This window comes from Paenibacillus polysaccharolyticus (assembly GCF_900102085.1).
Lineage (GTDB): Bacteria > Bacillota > Bacilli > Paenibacillales > Paenibacillaceae > Paenibacillus > Paenibacillus polysaccharolyticus.
Genome location: NZ_FMVM01000018.1, coordinates 40182 through 55786, shown reverse-complemented (window position 1 = coordinate 55786; position 15605 = coordinate 40182). Strand labels below are relative to the sequence as shown.

Annotated in this window: 12 protein-coding genes and 1 pseudogene; 4 read left to right on the top strand and 9 right to left on the bottom strand. The window is 45.4% G+C overall.

What is annotated here, in order from left to right:
* Nucleotides 1-53 precede the first annotated feature (53 nt).
* Complete coding sequence (locus tag BLQ13_RS22875) at nucleotides 54-5306, bottom strand: S-layer homology domain-containing protein (protein ID WP_090924002.1); 5253 nt, start codon at nucleotides 5304-5306, stop codon at nucleotides 54-56.
* A 407-nt stretch (nucleotides 5307-5713) separates the two neighbouring features.
* Nucleotides 5714-7270, bottom strand: coding sequence for an ABC-F family ATP-binding cassette domain-containing protein (locus BLQ13_RS22870; RefSeq protein WP_090924001.1), 1557 nt, complete (start codon nucleotides 7268-7270; stop codon nucleotides 5714-5716).
* Nucleotides 7271-7463: 193 nt separating this feature from the next.
* Between BLQ13_RS22870 and BLQ13_RS22865 the strand changes: the two genes are divergently transcribed.
* Nucleotides 7464-7919: an SET domain-containing protein gene (locus BLQ13_RS22865; protein ID WP_090924000.1), complete on the top strand. Its 456-nt coding sequence runs from the start codon at nucleotides 7464-7466 to the stop codon at nucleotides 7917-7919.
* Between the two features lie 391 nt (nucleotides 7920-8310).
* On the opposite strand, the gene BLQ13_RS22860 is transcribed toward BLQ13_RS22865, so the two are convergent.
* The 6 genes and pseudogenes from BLQ13_RS22860 to BLQ13_RS22840 all read right to left on the bottom strand — a co-directional run bounded on the left by BLQ13_RS22860 (nucleotide 8311) and on the right by BLQ13_RS22840 (nucleotide 12430).
* Nucleotides 8311-9225 (bottom strand): phosphotransferase, encoded by a 915-nt coding sequence (locus tag BLQ13_RS22860; RefSeq protein ID WP_090923999.1) that lies wholly within the window; start codon nucleotides 9223-9225, stop codon nucleotides 8311-8313.
* Between the two features lie 135 nt (nucleotides 9226-9360).
* Nucleotides 9361-9496 (bottom strand): annotated as a pseudogene (locus BLQ13_RS28380) (IS1595 family transposase); the annotation flags it as partial.
* 83 nt (nucleotides 9497-9579) lie between these two features.
* Entirely contained in the window at nucleotides 9580-10188 is a 609-nt protein-coding gene (locus BLQ13_RS22855) for a DUF1349 domain-containing protein (RefSeq protein WP_090924067.1), read from the bottom strand.
* Between the two features lie 286 nt (nucleotides 10189-10474).
* On the bottom strand, nucleotides 10475-11329 hold the full coding sequence (locus BLQ13_RS22850; RefSeq protein ID WP_090923998.1) for an NmrA family NAD(P)-binding protein: 855 nt from the start codon (nucleotides 11327-11329) through the stop codon (nucleotides 10475-10477).
* The gene (locus BLQ13_RS22845) at nucleotides 11319-11765 is read right to left on the bottom strand and encodes a nuclear transport factor 2 family protein (protein WP_090923997.1); all 447 of its coding nucleotides are present in this window, start codon (nucleotides 11763-11765) and stop codon (nucleotides 11319-11321) included. Before BLQ13_RS22845 ends, BLQ13_RS22850 begins: the two co-directional genes overlap by 11 nt.
* An 80-nt stretch (nucleotides 11766-11845) precedes the next feature.
* Nucleotides 11846-12430: a TetR/AcrR family transcriptional regulator gene (locus BLQ13_RS22840; RefSeq protein ID WP_090923996.1), complete on the bottom strand. Its 585-nt coding sequence runs from the start codon at nucleotides 12428-12430 to the stop codon at nucleotides 11846-11848.
* Between the two features lie 164 nt (nucleotides 12431-12594).
* Between BLQ13_RS22840 and BLQ13_RS22835 the strand changes: the two genes are divergently transcribed.
* Together BLQ13_RS22835 and BLQ13_RS22830 are read left to right on the top strand one after the other, a co-directional pair.
* Entirely contained in the window at nucleotides 12595-12960 is a 366-nt protein-coding gene (locus tag BLQ13_RS22835) for an iron-sulfur cluster biosynthesis family protein (RefSeq protein ID WP_090923995.1), read from the top strand.
* A gap of 634 nt (nucleotides 12961-13594) precedes the next feature.
* The gene (locus tag BLQ13_RS22830; RefSeq protein WP_090923994.1) at nucleotides 13595-14371 is read left to right on the top strand and encodes a M15 family metallopeptidase; all 777 of its coding nucleotides are present in this window, start codon (nucleotides 13595-13597) and stop codon (nucleotides 14369-14371) included.
* A gap of 206 nt (nucleotides 14372-14577) precedes the next feature.
* Here BLQ13_RS22830 and BLQ13_RS22825 read toward each other — a convergent pair whose 3' ends face one another.
* Nucleotides 14578-14817: a hypothetical protein gene (locus tag BLQ13_RS22825; RefSeq protein ID WP_090923993.1), complete on the bottom strand. Its 240-nt coding sequence runs from the start codon at nucleotides 14815-14817 to the stop codon at nucleotides 14578-14580.
* Nucleotides 14818-14954: 137 nt separating this feature from the next.
* On the opposite strand from BLQ13_RS22825, the gene BLQ13_RS22820 reads away from it, so the two are divergent.
* Nucleotides 14955-15587, top strand: coding sequence for a nitroreductase family protein (locus BLQ13_RS22820; RefSeq protein ID WP_090923992.1), 633 nt, complete (start codon nucleotides 14955-14957; stop codon nucleotides 15585-15587).
* Nucleotides 15588-15605: the final 18 nt, after the last annotated feature.

Sequence of the window (15605 nt, the reverse complement as noted above, 5' to 3'; positions counted from 1 at the left end):
CTGACTTCAGGTGAAAACAAGCTTCTTTCTATTTTATAAGTTACAGTGATTCATCACTTTTTCCAGACCAGCTTGCTCATCATTGCATAGATCAGCGTAGCAGATTCGGCTCGGCTGGCTTCAGCCGCAGGTTTTACTTCACCGTTGTAACCACCTACGATGCCCAGGTTCACAAGCGCAGCTACACTTTCTCTTGCATACGAGTTGATCTGACCTGCGTCCCGGAAACGAGCGAGATCAGTTGCGGAAGAATTCTGTGCTTCATCATCAATGAGTCCACCCGCGACGAGCGCCCTTACTGTTAAGGTCATCATCTCTTGACGGGTAATTGTGGATTCTGGCTTGAAACGTCCATCTCCAGCCCCATCCGTAATACCGAGTGATCGTGCTATGTTAACAGCCTTATAATAAGAAGATTGTTCATTCACATCCTTGAATGGTTCAGTAGAACCCCCGTTTAGACCAAGCGAAGCTACAAGCCACTGCACATATTGCCCGCGTGTCATATCTTGTTTTGGATGAAGCTGTCTGGTGTTCTCACTACCTGTTGCATCCACCACACCCCGAACAGCGAGTGCCTCCATCGCTTTTTGTGCCCATGGCACTCCGGTTAGATCCGAAAAGTTCTCTTCCATAGATAAGACAGCATATGCACCAGTCAAAGACAAAGCTTTTGCAGAAAATATAATCTCACCGCGTTGCGGATCGTAATAGCTCTGTGGTAACGGAATGATTTCCCCGCTTGCTCCAATTTGCACAGCAATCACTTTATCAGCCACGGTCTCTTTCGATGAGGTATACGGTAGTTCAATAGAAATCTCTCTATCAGGCATGAAGTTCTGATGATTAAGGCTAAATTCGATTTGCACACCATGTCCTGCTCCCAAACGATCCGTTATCCCTTGCGGAAGTGGTGTGCGAATCAATCGAATAACTGCCGTACCCTCATTGGCCCCCTCCTTAGCCAACAAATCAGCGGGCAACTCAACCGTTGCAAACGCTGATACGATACGGAAAACATCTGATTTCTTCTGCTCCAGCAGGGATGAAACTGGCAGGGCTAGCTCATATGCAGCCGCTTCCGGAACAGACTTCAAGCGAAATTCAACCAGACGTTGACCTGTATCTGTAAGAGGTGCGGCTTTGACCGCAGCTTCAATCGCTGAAGCATCCACTTTGGACTGTGCATTTCCTTCTGGAGCCGAAGAGGCTTGCAGTTCAAGAACAGCGCGGTCCTTTTCTGTGACAGGTTGAGTTGACGACTGCGATTGACCTGTGCCTAAGGTACCATTACTGTTGCCTATCTGACCACCGTTGCCCGGGTTTGAACCATTTCCATTATTGCCGCCTGAGCTATTTCCTGATCCTCCGCCAGAATTCCCTCCCGAATCATTGCCGCCTGGAGATGTTGTACGTGCAGGCACTTTAATGATCAGAGGTGTTGTTATCGCTTTGCTCCCATCAGAGGTACGTGTGATGGCAAGTTCAATCCAGACCGTCGTCTCACTCGCTGGTAAAATAATGCTTCCGTCCAGTTGGACTACAGACGGAGCTGTGCTTGAATGAACGGATGCCGTAAAACCTTGAGGCAACACTGGCAGTTTAATTTTTACAGAAGCCGTCGTTGGCTGTTCGAGTGTTGTAATGCCTGAAGCCACGTCAGCAGCCGTCTGGCGAGTTGTTGTGATTTGATAAGGATCAGACAATCCTTTGATGGATTGGCTTGCATCGTCCAGTGCCTCGACTTTGTAATAGTAAACCGTATCTTCACTCAGCCCAGAATCCGTATACTCTGGAAGCGCGCCGGAATAAACTATTTCGTAAGTTCCTTCTTCTTGATTCGAACGATACAGCTTATAGGTTGCCGCACCGTGTAATGTATCCCAGCCAAGTGTTACACTTGAAGGCGTGGCGGAAACAGAGTGCAGCCCCCCGCTACCGTAACCAGGGGACGATATATCAGGTTTTACAATCATGATCCAGCTGATCAGCGGGTCTTGGGAAGCCGTATTACGCACCGTGATATCCAGTTTACCGTCTGACACTTGAATACCCTTTTGCGCCCGAACACTTGCAGGGATATAGGTAACCGCCCCGGTATTCGTACCGTTAATTAACAAATCCGCACGGCGTGAAGTATTCGTCCACGGGTCATTGAATCCCGCATACACATCATACTCACCGTTTGGTACATCAAAGCTATAGGTCAAATCCTTGCCTTTAGGCGAGTTGCTGACATTGCCGCCATTCAGATAACGTACGGTCGAGAAAATATCACCGCCGTTCGAACCGGAAGGCAGCGCATCGGCACTAACATATCCCCAGGATTGACCATTAGCCGGAGCATACATCTGATCTATAATTCCCGGATGCATGAGCGTATCTTGCATATAACCACTCATCAGCTTGTAATCTGCCGTATCATAACCACCGCTGTTCACAAAGTATAGTGTATTCTCGGGAATGACAAACACACGAACTGCCTGTGTTTTGTTGTTATACTCAGGGGTCGTGATCTGTAGCGTAAGCGGTCCAGGCTTGGCAAAATCCTCCGCTGTCATCGCACGATGATTAATCGTCCAGACGGCTGGCGTTGACACGAGATTATTTCCATCACGCACCTTTACCGTGGAAGGAAGCACTGGAACTTCGCCAAGCTTCACCGCTTCAGGCAGTTTATCAGCGATATCTACCTTACCCATGGAATTCAACAGATCGGGTGTCCAGCTGTTATACCACTTGATCGCAATGTCTGACCCTATACCGAATTCGATCGGCAAAAACACGTACTTGGCTGCATCGTTGGCGAAATTGCCTCCGTTCCACATATCTCCTACATAAATAAACTTGCCCTTTTCCGGATCAACCGGGATGACTGAAGTTGCCTGTGTACCAAATGCCTTCCCGGGATCAGGATCACTCGGCAGTGTGCGGACAAACGGATTTGTCATCGCCGACCAAGGTCCGAAGATGTGATCCGCGACCGTAACTTTGTTCTCATTAGGAGCCCAGCCTGTTGCACCCGATGTGATAATATAGTATTTGCCCTGATACTTGAACATGGCCGGTGCTTCACGCTGTCCACCCGGGAATACCCGGACATAGTCTACGCCGTATTCCGCCTGATAGACGCTATCGCGAACAGGATTGCCTTTATCATCCTTAAGACCTTGCTTATGCCAGCCTGTGACGTCACTGTAATCCTCGGTGAGCTTGGAAATGTATAACGTCAGATTTTCTTCGCTGGAGTAGATCAGGTAACCCGTGCCGTCATCATCCTTAAATAGCGTCATGTCACGGGCCATACCTCTGTCACTTGGGAAATAGTCCTTCTCGCCTTCAGGAGCCATGTCCATACGGTAACTTTTCTGATATATAAAAGGTCCAGCAGGTGAGTCACTGATTGCATAACCGGCCTTCGCTTTACCGTAATTCGCATTATTGTTGTAAGGGTCCTTGTCTCCATCCATATGAGCCCACATGACATATTTTTTCGTTTTATCATTGTAAATGACCTTTGGCCGTTCGATAATCCGTCCTTTGCGAATATCGGCCCAGATGTCCACACGATCCTCGCGCCCTGCATAGAGTTCCTTAATTAGCGGGTTTGTGTCAAAATCATCCATCGATTGCAGCATCGTCAATGCCATGCCTTCGTCTGTCCAGTTCATCAGGTCTTTGGAAGAATAGGCACGCACACCCGCAGCAGGCCACCCCCCCGTATGATATTCGCCATACCAGTAATACTTTTCTGTTTTTTCATCGTAAAAGAAACCTGCGCCATGAGCATCAATCGGTTTGCCGTTTTGATCCGGCCACATTTGTCCTGGCGTAATACTTGTGCGCACCGTGGATACACCAAGCGGTGCAGATACAGGAGTATCCATTCCGTCCACTTTGGCCTGAATGGTATAAAAATATCCCGTGCCCATCGTCAAACCTGTATCGTCTAACGAAGTAGACTTCCCTGTGTAGACTTGCTGATACGTCCCTGAAGCGCTTGTGGCCTTCGAAACCTTGTAGGAGACTTCCGATCCGGGCAGTGCAGCCCATCCTAAGGAAATGGACGTATCCGTTATAGCAGTAACACCAAATCCTGAAGGAGAATCTACCGTGTACGTCTGCGCTTCCGCTGTACTAAATGTCGATTCACCCGCAGCATTGTACGCCGTCACCCGATAACTGTAATTCTTTCCAGGCTCAAGTGCCTGATCTGTAAAAGACAATAGGTTGCCGTCATATACCTGTTCATAATCTTCCGTTCCTTGCTCTGCGCGAACGACACGATAACCATTCGCCTTACTGACCGTATTCCAGCTCAATTTGACACTTGTCGCTGTCAACGCTGTCGCCTTCAAGTCCCCCGGTGCCTGTGGTGCCTCGGCAGCCGTTTTGGCTTCAAGCGGGACAGACCACTGTGACTCGGTTAATGCCCCGTAGTCATAGGCAAATCTGTAATAATAGGCTGTATCCGAGCTTAGTCCTTCATCTACATAACTAGTTGATGACGTCTGACTTACATAAGAGTAGCCGCCTTCCTGCGTGTTCGAGCGATACAGACGGTAACCCGTTGCCCCTTCAATCTCCGGCCAATGCAATGAAATTGAAGATGCCGTCTCTCCATCCTTTGCAAGCACAGCTTCATTCACTCGAGGCGGCTCCGCAATCATTACATCATCAATATGTACGGTCTGCCATTTATTTCGAATGCCAACGGTACCGGTTGCAATAGATGTATCGTTCAGATCAAAAACCAATCGGTCCATCCCATTTTCGACGATATAACCGCGGATGGAGGTCCCTGATACCGACACTTTAAGCGTATACCATGTATTTTTACTGAATGCATATTCCACCGATTTTAGCGTGGTATCTGCACCATTTACTCTTTTGCTGAAAACGAGTTTGTTGCCGGGCACCTGCATTTGGAAATAGTAGTAGTTGCTCTTGTCTTGAAACCGCGGCAAAATACCGGGAAATCCCTCACCCGCTCCTGTATAAAAACGCATCGACACTGTTTTATCCGGTATGGGCTCCCCCGTTGTGATAAAACCTTCATCGGTCCCATTTTGAAAAAGAACCTGGTTGGCTGCGTCTGTCGGATCTGATGTCACTTGCCACTGGCCTGAGATCACATGCCATTCTGGTGAAACGGTATAGTCCCCATCGGAAAAATCGTCTTGAATTAACAATCCGGGAATAAGAGCTCCATCTGCAAGAACCTTGTTCGGGTACATCAACGGTCCAGAACTCAACATCAATGCAGCGGATAATAGAATTGCAACCGGTTTTCTCAGTTTATCCAATCTCGATTCGCTCCTTTGCGCCTGAAAATATAAGCAGGTTCCTTACATATTCAGCGTAGTGTTTAAACACGCCCTAGTACACATGAATCAGTCCATTGGGCCTCAGACCATGCTTCTTCCGCTGATCACACCTCCCCATTCAATGAAACCGGTTTCATTCAAGAGCAAAAAAAGCCCCGTTTACTCAGGCAGGTGCAATCATGCACGTTACGGAGAACCGAGAACCGTTTCTTTTTTGCCCATGTCGTAAAACAGGTTTCTTAAATACAAAATGTAACCGCTTTCTAGAATTAGAATATCGTTTGCTTTTAAGCCTGTCAACCATTCTTTTGTCCTATTTCATTCTCCGTGTAATATGACAAAAAACGCGTATTCCACATGCTCTATGCAAGTGAAATACGCGCCTTTTAGAATACTTTGGTCGTCCAGGATTCACAGTTCCATGTGTCTGTTACGACGTCACGGTAAAATTCAGGTTCGTGTGAAATCAGCAAAATGCTGCCTTTGTACGCTTGAAGCGCACGTTTTAACTCATCCTTCGCATCCACGTCCAAGTGGTTCGTCGGCTCGTCAAGCACAAGCAGGTTGGTCTCATTGTTGATCAGCTTGCAAAGACGCACTTTCGCTTTCTCTCCACCACTGAGAACTGCGACCTTACTCTCGATATGTTTCGTTGTCAGTCCGCATTTGGCAAGTGCGGCACGAACTTCAAACTGGGTATAGGAAGGGAACTCCTGCCAGATCTCTTCAATACACGTATTGTAGTTGGCATCCTTCATCTCTTGCTGGAAGTATCCAATCTCCAGATGTTCTCCGCGCTGGACATTGCCTTCCAAAGGCTGAATTTCACCCAAAATGCTACGCATCAGGGTAGTTTTACCGATACCGTTCGCACCAACAAGAGCAATTTTCTGGCCGCGCTCCATACGCAAATCAAGCGGTCTGGACAACGGTTCGTTATAACCAATAACCAGGCCTTTCGTTTCAAAAATAAGCTTGCCTGACGTTCTCGCATCACGGAAGTTGAACTGTGGCTTCGGTTTCTCCTTGGCCATCTCGATGACATCCATTTTGTCGAGTTTCTTCTGTCTGGACATTGCCATATTCCGAGTGGCAACGCTGGCTTTGTTACGTGCTACGAAGTCTTTCAGGTCTGCAATCTCTTGCTGCTGACGCTTGTACGCCGACTCCAGCTGTTGTTTCTTCATCTCGTAGACTTCCTGGAAGTGGTTGTAATCGCCCACATAACGGGTCAGGTCTTGATTTTCCATGTGGTAAATGAGGTTGATTACGCTGTTCAGGAACGGAATATCATGCGAGATGAGAATAAATGCATTCTCATATTCCTGCAGATAACGTTTCAGCCATTCAATATGTTGTTCGTCCAGATAGTTTGTCGGCTCGTCGAGGAGCAGAATATCCGGTTTTTCCAGCAACAGTTTGGCGAGCAATACTTTGGTCCGTTGTCCACCGCTCAGGTCATTAACGTCCTTGTCCAGACCAATGTCGGTCAAGCCCAGACCACGCGCGGTTTCGTCGACTTTGGCATCGATCATGTAAAAGTCCTGATTTGTCAGTGTATCCTGAATTGTACCTACATCCTCAAGCAATTGCTCCAGTTCCTCTGGCGTAACGTCGCCCATCTTGCCGTACATGTCATTCATTTCCTGTTCCATGTCAAACAGGTATTGGAATGCGCTGCGCAGCACATCGCGAATCGATTGTCCTTTGCTGAGTACCGCATGCTGGTCGAGATAACCTACACGCATACGTTTGGACCATTCCACTTTACCTTCGTCTGGCTGTAGCTTACCTGTAATAATATTCATGAAGGTCGATTTACCTTCTCCATTCGCCCCGATCAGACCAATGTGCTCGCCCTTAAGCAAGCGGAATGAAACGTTGTTAAAGATAGCACGGTCACCAAAACCGTGACTTAATTTTTCTACATTTAATATGCTCATTCATGACACCTTTTCTATATAGACTTAATTCTTTGTATATTATAAGCGTTATCTGCCGCACAACTCAACGCCCTATTTAAAAAATGTGATGTTCGATTTGCCTTATCCCGGCGTATGCGGTAAAATTTTGCCTTAAACGAATTACAACCATTATATAGAACGGAGCTCTCAGCGAGAGCATCAGGTGAATGTCATGATTGAAGTAAAACAGTCCAAGCTGGGTGACGGCGGAGAATTTAATCGCGGGGTATTTGCTACAGTGGATATTGCAAAAGGTCAACTGATCCATCAGGCCCCCGTGGTGCCTTATCCAAATGAAGATCACGAGCATATTGAGAAAACAATTCTGGAGGATTACGTCTTCGAATACGGTGCTAATCATACCGCGATCCTGTTAGGATACGGCAGTCTGATTAATCATTCCTACGAGCCTAATGCCACGTATGATATCAACTTCGAAAATCACACCTTTGATTTCTATGCTTATAAGGACATTAAGGCTGGCGAAGAAATCCTCATTAACTATAACGGCGAAGAAGATAATATGGACCCGCTATGGTTCCTGGACGATTACGAAGAACGTATGCGCGAAATGCAGGACAAGGAAGAACAAGACGACGAGCTCACTCAAGAACCAGAACAGAAGTAACCAGACCAGTGCAGAGGCAAATTTATTCTAAAATGTAATATAGTGCTACCTCTAATCGCTCATCGAGCCATCCTATGAACGTACTTGAGCATTTTCTGCCAGAATACAATTTTTCGCTAGCAGGCTCATGAAGCATTCATTGAATGTAACGCGATTAAACATTAAAGCTATGTTAAATTCTAATGTTGATATTTGACCATAAGAAAACCGCCTTTGTTGAAAAGGCGGTTTATTACAATCGTGTCCCGTTAGCGTAACGACTTACTCTGTTGAATTCCGTGTTCGTAGATGTAAAGCGGCGTCTGAGGAGGCGGATCGTACCTTATCGCGACTATAAACGCCAAAATGGTGTTGATAGCCATAGCCTCTTAGCCGGAACGAAATAATGAACCTAATCCGACAGTGCCCGCATGATGTTGGATTTCGCTTCTGCCGCAATCGTTTCATTCCCGTCATCGATCGCTTGCATTAAGATCAGTATAGGTATGTATACAGCGATTAGACGCGCCAGCAACTTCGTTTCCTCGTCCGCTCCTCCGTAAGTTTCAAAAAACACGCCGCGAGCGTATGGTGGTAAAAAGCTATAAGCAATGCTCAAATCGCAAGCCGGATGACCTACACTCAGATCCCCCCAATCAATGATGCCGGAAACGATCCCGCTCTCATTCACAAGCATATTTTTGAAATGAAGATCTCCATGTAGCACTTTATTCACGGCCTCCACACGGTCCTGTGGCAGACTGCCAATATATGCTTCGATTGCACCGAACTCTTCCGGCGACAAGTGTTCGACTACCTTCGATAGAAAACCCTCCATTTTCACTTTGCGCGATGCGATGTCCGTCAAGTTTCGATGATCTTGCTGAACTCCGCACTCCAGCGCCGCCTGCACCGGAAACTCATGTAATCTCCGCAAAAATTTCGCCAGCGTCTCTGCCGATAAAGCCCGGCGTTCTTCCGCCAAACCAATTGGGAAATCTCCTGGCACGTGGGCATAACCGAGAAATGGTGCCGGGTATTCGTCACTTGCTTCGCCATAGAATAACGGTTTCGGATAAGGGATGGTCAAATATGCATCCAGCTTCGGTAGCAGCTTCCCTTCCATACGAATTGGACCAACTGCAAACGTCCTTCTTGGAAACCGGAACACATACTCGTCACCGATGAGAAAAACCGTATTGTCCCAGCCCCATCCCAATCGCTTCACTTGCTTTGATGACAGCTGAGGGAATTGTCTGCCGATCAGCGTCTGCGCCTGCTCTTCATTAACCTCCCACTCCGCATCCCATACATTCGTTTCCCCCATAAATTGTCTGCCTCCTCGTTTCTTACGTTATTTAGATGTTTACATTCCCTGAAAGTTACGCATAACTGCCCTCTAGCTTAACAAGAAGAAGCAGAAAACCGAAGTTTTTTTATTCTTACAATCGAAGCAATCCTTCCATTTCTTCAATTGGCTGTGGTAGCTGTTTACATTTTGGATAGGGTACACGCCTTTCAGGCGTTGTTCTCCGTCGGATTTGAATCGGTAATGAGTCATGGCCTTCTGAATTCGCATATGAGTTAAATGCCCTCCATCATCCATCCGATAAAACGAACCCTCATACATCTTCTATACATTTTGATTCACTGATTCCCTTACAGAATCTATTCTCTGCGTTTACCCGCTAATTGGTGGATCGGTATGCAAGTCTGCATCTGGTGGAGTATAGGTCCATCTTGTAAAAGCAACCTCAAAGCCTGCCCGTTTAGGCGAGCAAAGGAACGGTCCTGCCTGCTTATTGGTTGGATAAGCAAATCTCGCCACTCGAATCGTACGCCAAGGATGCTCATCTGTACGCGCACGAATGACAACGGATTCCTGGTGATACGATGCACGAATGGTAACGATTCGTCCCCCCCACTCCGGTACAGGTGAGAGTGACCAATCTGAAAATTGATCTGTGACAACAGCGCCGACATGCACGACACCATCATTGACTTCAACCCCGGCTTTAATCCACTGATGTTCTCCATGCCACAGCATTAATCCCGCCTGATCATATAATTCTGTAAAAGAACTTAGATCAAACGAAACTTCAACAGCTTGTTCCCCATCCCACGGCGCAAGCAAGGCATGACCATTTCGGTGACAGAAACCATAGAACGTCTCTTCCCAGAAATCGCTACCCTCCTGAGCCTGTACAATCAACCTCTCTCCATCATGTTGGGTATGAACAGGCTCTGTTGTCCAGCTTCCTCGTTCAAGGTTTGTAAAGTTGACGGACATCTTCATTCCCATCCTTTCTGCCATTCCTTGCAAAAGCGAATCTTGCAACCCCCATATATCCAGTACTCCTATGTGCGGAGATATAACAGTTGCAAGTTCTACTTCCACTTTTGCAAGAACATATTTTTCAAAGTTTCGTCTATACATATACGAATTCGACGTATCCTGTATATTTACCTTGTAAACTACCTTGTGTGCTTCACTGATGTGCTTATCCATTGTAATGATAGATCATGTATGCATCTAATATCCCCACGAAGATTACTCATCGATTTTCTCATCCATGCTACTCCATCATCTGTTTTGAAAACAAGCGCTCGATGGATCGTGGTTGATTACCCGTTATGCGAAGAACAGTATCCGTTACCTGATCTTCTCTTCCTTCCTCTCTAATATGAGTGTCCAAACCTGCAAGCATTATCGCATAATTCTCAGGCATCCCTACTTGAATCATCTGGTTTCTTAAAGTCTCTTCCGATAACGATTCATGCTGGATTGGCTGATTTATTATTTCACTGGCTTTCTGCGCCACCTCTGCATAGGATAACGATTCCGGTCCCGTTATGATGTGCTCTCTATTATGAGGCACAGTATCGGTTAGGGCATGGAAGGCAACAGCTGCTATATCGTCCGCACTTACAAAACCGATTCTCCCCTCACCCGTTGCACTATATATTTTGCGAAACTGGGCAATCGACTGTCGATGAGGACCCTCCGTGAAATTTTCCATAAAATAAGAAGGACGTAACACAGCCCACTCTGGCGCAAGCTTTTTCAAGGCTTGATGTACTTTGCCAAAAACGGGCCCTTCTTCATCGACAGATGCACTTCCCAGCAACACAAAACGCTTCACTCCACTCCATATCGCTTCCTGAATGAAAGGAACCATCACTTTCTCTGGATTTATATCCATCTGTGGCACAACAAGATAAATTTGATTAATACCCTTTAGTGCTGCGCCATATGTCGCAGGATCATACCAGTCAAAGTAGACATGATTCCCACGAGAATCTGTGGACGACGGAAGCTTTCTTCCAGCCAAACGTACCGGATAACCTTGTTTCTGTAGATGTGCAGCCACGCGACTTCCTGTCTTGCCACTCGCTCCGGTAATGAGTGTAAGAGGTTTCTCATTGCTCATCTACAACACCTCCCATTTCCGATTCCATTACGATAAGAGGATTCCAATAGTCTCTGTAATGCGTAATTTTGTCATAATTATAGCTGACGACAGAAATATATGTTTGATTGTATGGCTTCCCTGTACTCAGAAATACGCCTTCACAAGTGAATTCTGCTACAAATCTTTGTTGGTCTGAATCGATTAAAATGGTCGGTTCGCTAAATTGATGAATTTTGAGAAATTTAAACAACGCATTCACATGATTGAAAATGGCTGATTTCCCTTCCAGCCGCTGCGGATAACCCGGAGGTGAATAAGGAAATTCAAAAATGGCATCCGTGGTAAACAGCTCTGCCCACTCATCAAGTTTCCCCTCAAGCAAAAGCCCTGTGAAGTGTTGCATGATTTGCTTGGGCACATTTTGCTCATTGTCCGCCTGTTGTTGTTCTTTCATTTTAAACCCTCTCCTTTTCGGACTAATCAGTCTAGAATAGTTAAAAAAATAAACGCTTAAGGCGTTCATTTATTAAACGTTTAATCCAAAACCTTCAAAGTCGTTTGCACAAGTTCCCGCATTTCTTCCTCACTAGCACCACTCTTCGCCGTATATGTGAACGAAAGCCTTGAATAGTTAAGAAACCGTGCGATACGATGCAGTTCTTCTTCTTGTAACTGTAACTCTCCCGTATTGCACCCTCGTAAAAGTACTGTGTAAAATACGTTCTCCATCCAGCGATTATTCGCCTGTATAAACGCAGCGATCTCATGTTGCTGAGGTGCCTGTTCTATCGCGCTGTTAATGATAAAACATTCGTTGCGCCGATCCGGATCGGCTAAGACGTTTACCACCTCTTCAAACAATTGTTGCACACCCTCACGTACACTGCCGCTTTGTTCTAACAGTTGTGTCGATGCTTCTGTTTTCTGCTGCACGTAAAATTTCAGAGCAGAGACAAACAAATCATGTTTTGTTCCGTAAGTGTCATAGAGGCTTTGCCGGGCAATGCCGAGTTCATTAAGTAATACCGTTAAAGAGGTCCCTTCATAACCATAAGCACCAAAAACAGAAGTCGCTTTTCGCAATACTTGTTCTGTATCAAACTCTTTCGCTCTTCCCAACTGCTGTCCCCACCTCCTCTTCGTTAAACTCATCATATACTTTCCAGACTGATCAGTCAAGAAAATGAGTGATTTAATTTTCGACAAAGTGGTATAATGGCATTACAGGCTGAATGTTCCTTAACCATTTATGACGAGGTCAATATATAGAGGAGTGAAACGATATGCATATGCAAATTACTGATCTGGCGGCACAACGTTTAACAACAAGTTTGAATGATCAACCGGGTTATTTCAAAGTATTTTACGATATGGAAGGCTGTGGATGTAACGGTGTTGTCGTACTGCTGATTGTTGATGAACTGGCTGCGCTGGATGAGCAGATTGAAACCAACTTTGTTCCATTCTACGTGGACCCCAAACACCAGCTTAACCTGGAATCAAACATGAAGCTGGATGCACAAGAAAACTATCCTGCCTTTACTTTGAGCAGTGATTCGGGTGTAATCAGCAGTAATCTCCGGCTCCGTGATGCACGTGCTGCCGCAGTAGGTACACCTAGTGCGGAAAACGCTTGTACACTATCCTAAACAGCAGGTACGCAGCGTATTACGACCCTTGTAGGAAAGCATGTAAAGATGATTTTTCCAGCTTTCTCAAGCACCAGATGCTTGGAGCAACTTCTAATGATCATGAGGAACCTTATTTAGCTCCAAAATAGTAAATTGAAAATCTATCGATCACCAGTAACGTTATTTAGCCTGAAAGCAGTATTTGATTATAAAAATGGGCTTTTTTCGTAGAATAAGCACTGTGGTGATCGTTAGATTTTTTACAGTTTACTGGGTAAAAGCCTCGAGTTACTTGCTTAAATTGTTTTACTTGCTTGTGCCTTGAATTTGCTGATGAATAACTTGGCCCTCCCTGTTTATTCCCTTTATGCTCTTTACTTTGTGCTCTTTAAGTTCTTTATGTCTTTACTCATTGTCACCTTACTCCCCCACCGTTTACATTTCTCCTTCCAGCATCTTTTGCCCGGTAGCAACCGATTTTCTAGGACCTTCATCCTGAAATATGCGATATTCGAACTTTCATCTAATTTTCCAATAAAATAGATTCTAGCAAACTTTGTTTACAAGTCGGAAACATTTGGAGAACCTATGGACATAATCCTCCAGTATACTTGGTTTATAGATTAATATATTCCAAGGAGGAATTCCCATCATGTCATCATTTACTCGCAAATCCATCATATCGACACTTCTGGTTGGCTCAGTGCTTGCAAGCACAGCGTTTACTACACTTCCAATCAACCAAATCTTTAACCCAGTTGCCTCTGCGGCAAGCTCAACCTTCTCTAAATTTCTGAAAGATAATGCTCCAAGCCGTACCATTACGACATCTAGCAAAGGCGTTGCTACCGTGACTAATCTATCCAGCACCGTTGTGCTTGTGAATAAAAAAAGAAACTTACCATCCACTTACGAGCCGAAAGATCTGGTCGTTCCTAATATCCCATTCAGCTTCTCCGGCTCAAGTCCGAAGAAACAGATGCGTAAAGTCGCAGCGTCAGCAATGGAGAAATTGTTTGCCGCCGCAAAAAAAGACGGTATCGATATCAAAGCCGTTTCGGGCTACCGTTCATATGCTACGCAGAAAGCAATCTTTGACCGTAATGCCAGCATCAAAGGCGAAGCTGTTGCTAACAAAACAAGTGCTCGTCCAGGACAGAGCGAACATCAAACCGGACTCGCCATGGACATTTCCAGCGCTTCGGCAGGTTATGATCTTCAGCAAAGTTTTGGCAACACCAAAGAAGGCAAATGGCTGAAAGCCAATGCCCACAAATACGGTTTTATTATCCGTTATGGCAAAGATCAAGAGAAGTTAACCGGATATTCATATGAGCCTTGGCATGTCCGTTATGTTGGTGTCTACATTGCTGGCGAGATTACTAGCCAAAAATTAACTTTGGAGCAATATTTGGAACGTGCAAAATAAGCTCTTGATTGGCAAGCAGCTTAGTAACTCAACCTATTCATTTGCAGATCGATACCTGGAGAACGGGCCCACTCGCCCCTTCTCCATATCAATTACAAGATAGCTATAGTTCCAGGAAAGCATCTTTGCGCCAATGTATTCTGAGAAAGTGTTCTTGAAAGCAGTCACGTATCCCACACGGTTACAGATCAACTATTCAACATTTTTCAGACTCCAGCAATACGCCGAATCAAAACAGGCAACCGTTTTACACCTTCGGTACCCGCCCAGGAACTTGCCCCTGCCAGTAAATCGTTGTGGCTCAGATAAAAGGCTGTTTTGTATACAATGTAACCCAGTATGATCTCCACCACCACAAACTTTTTAAGGGCAGAGGATTCAAAGACATAAACCTGGAACTCACGATGCCGCCAAGCTGATTTTAATCTGAAGATGAATGATCTCATGACTCACCTCTGCTGTTTTCTACTAGCGTATGGCGAGCATATCTTGTCTTATTCAAAAATAATACTTACATAAAGTAATTAAGTATGTTATATTCACTTTATAAGCAAGCAAACTATACATAAGTGAGGTAAACAACATGAGCGAATTGGACCAATTGGTTAAAAACCGCAGATCTGCTGTTATTTTTGAAGAAGGAATTGAAATTTCAGAGTCCGAATTGGAAGAAATGTTTGCTTTGAACAAATTTGCGCCGTCCGCGTTTAACCTGCAACACACTCATTATCTTGTATTGACCGATGAAGCTCAGAAAGAGAAAGTATATCAGGCTTCTCAGCAGTATAAAGTGAAAACAGCTTCTGCGGTCATCATCGTGTTAGGGGATGTCAACGCACATCATCATATTCGCACGATCAACGAAGGATTGCTTAACTTGGGCGCAATGACACCGTTTCAATACGAGCAGGAATCACAGAGCGTTATTGAATTCTACGAAACTCGTGGTAGATTTTTCCAACGTGAGGATGCCATCCGTAACGCCAGCTTATCAGCGATGCAATTCATGTTGATCGCTCAGGATCGTGGCTGGGATACTTGTCCGATGATTGGATTTAACGCTGAAGAACTGCAGCAAAGTCTGGGCATTCCGGATCATTATGTACCTGCGATGATGATTACCATTGGCAAAAAATCAGAATCCAAACAGCGTCCGCGCGGGTATCGGAAACCCATACATGAATATGTTAGCTTTAATAAAATGAATGCCGAATAACTGTTACCCGATCTTTTT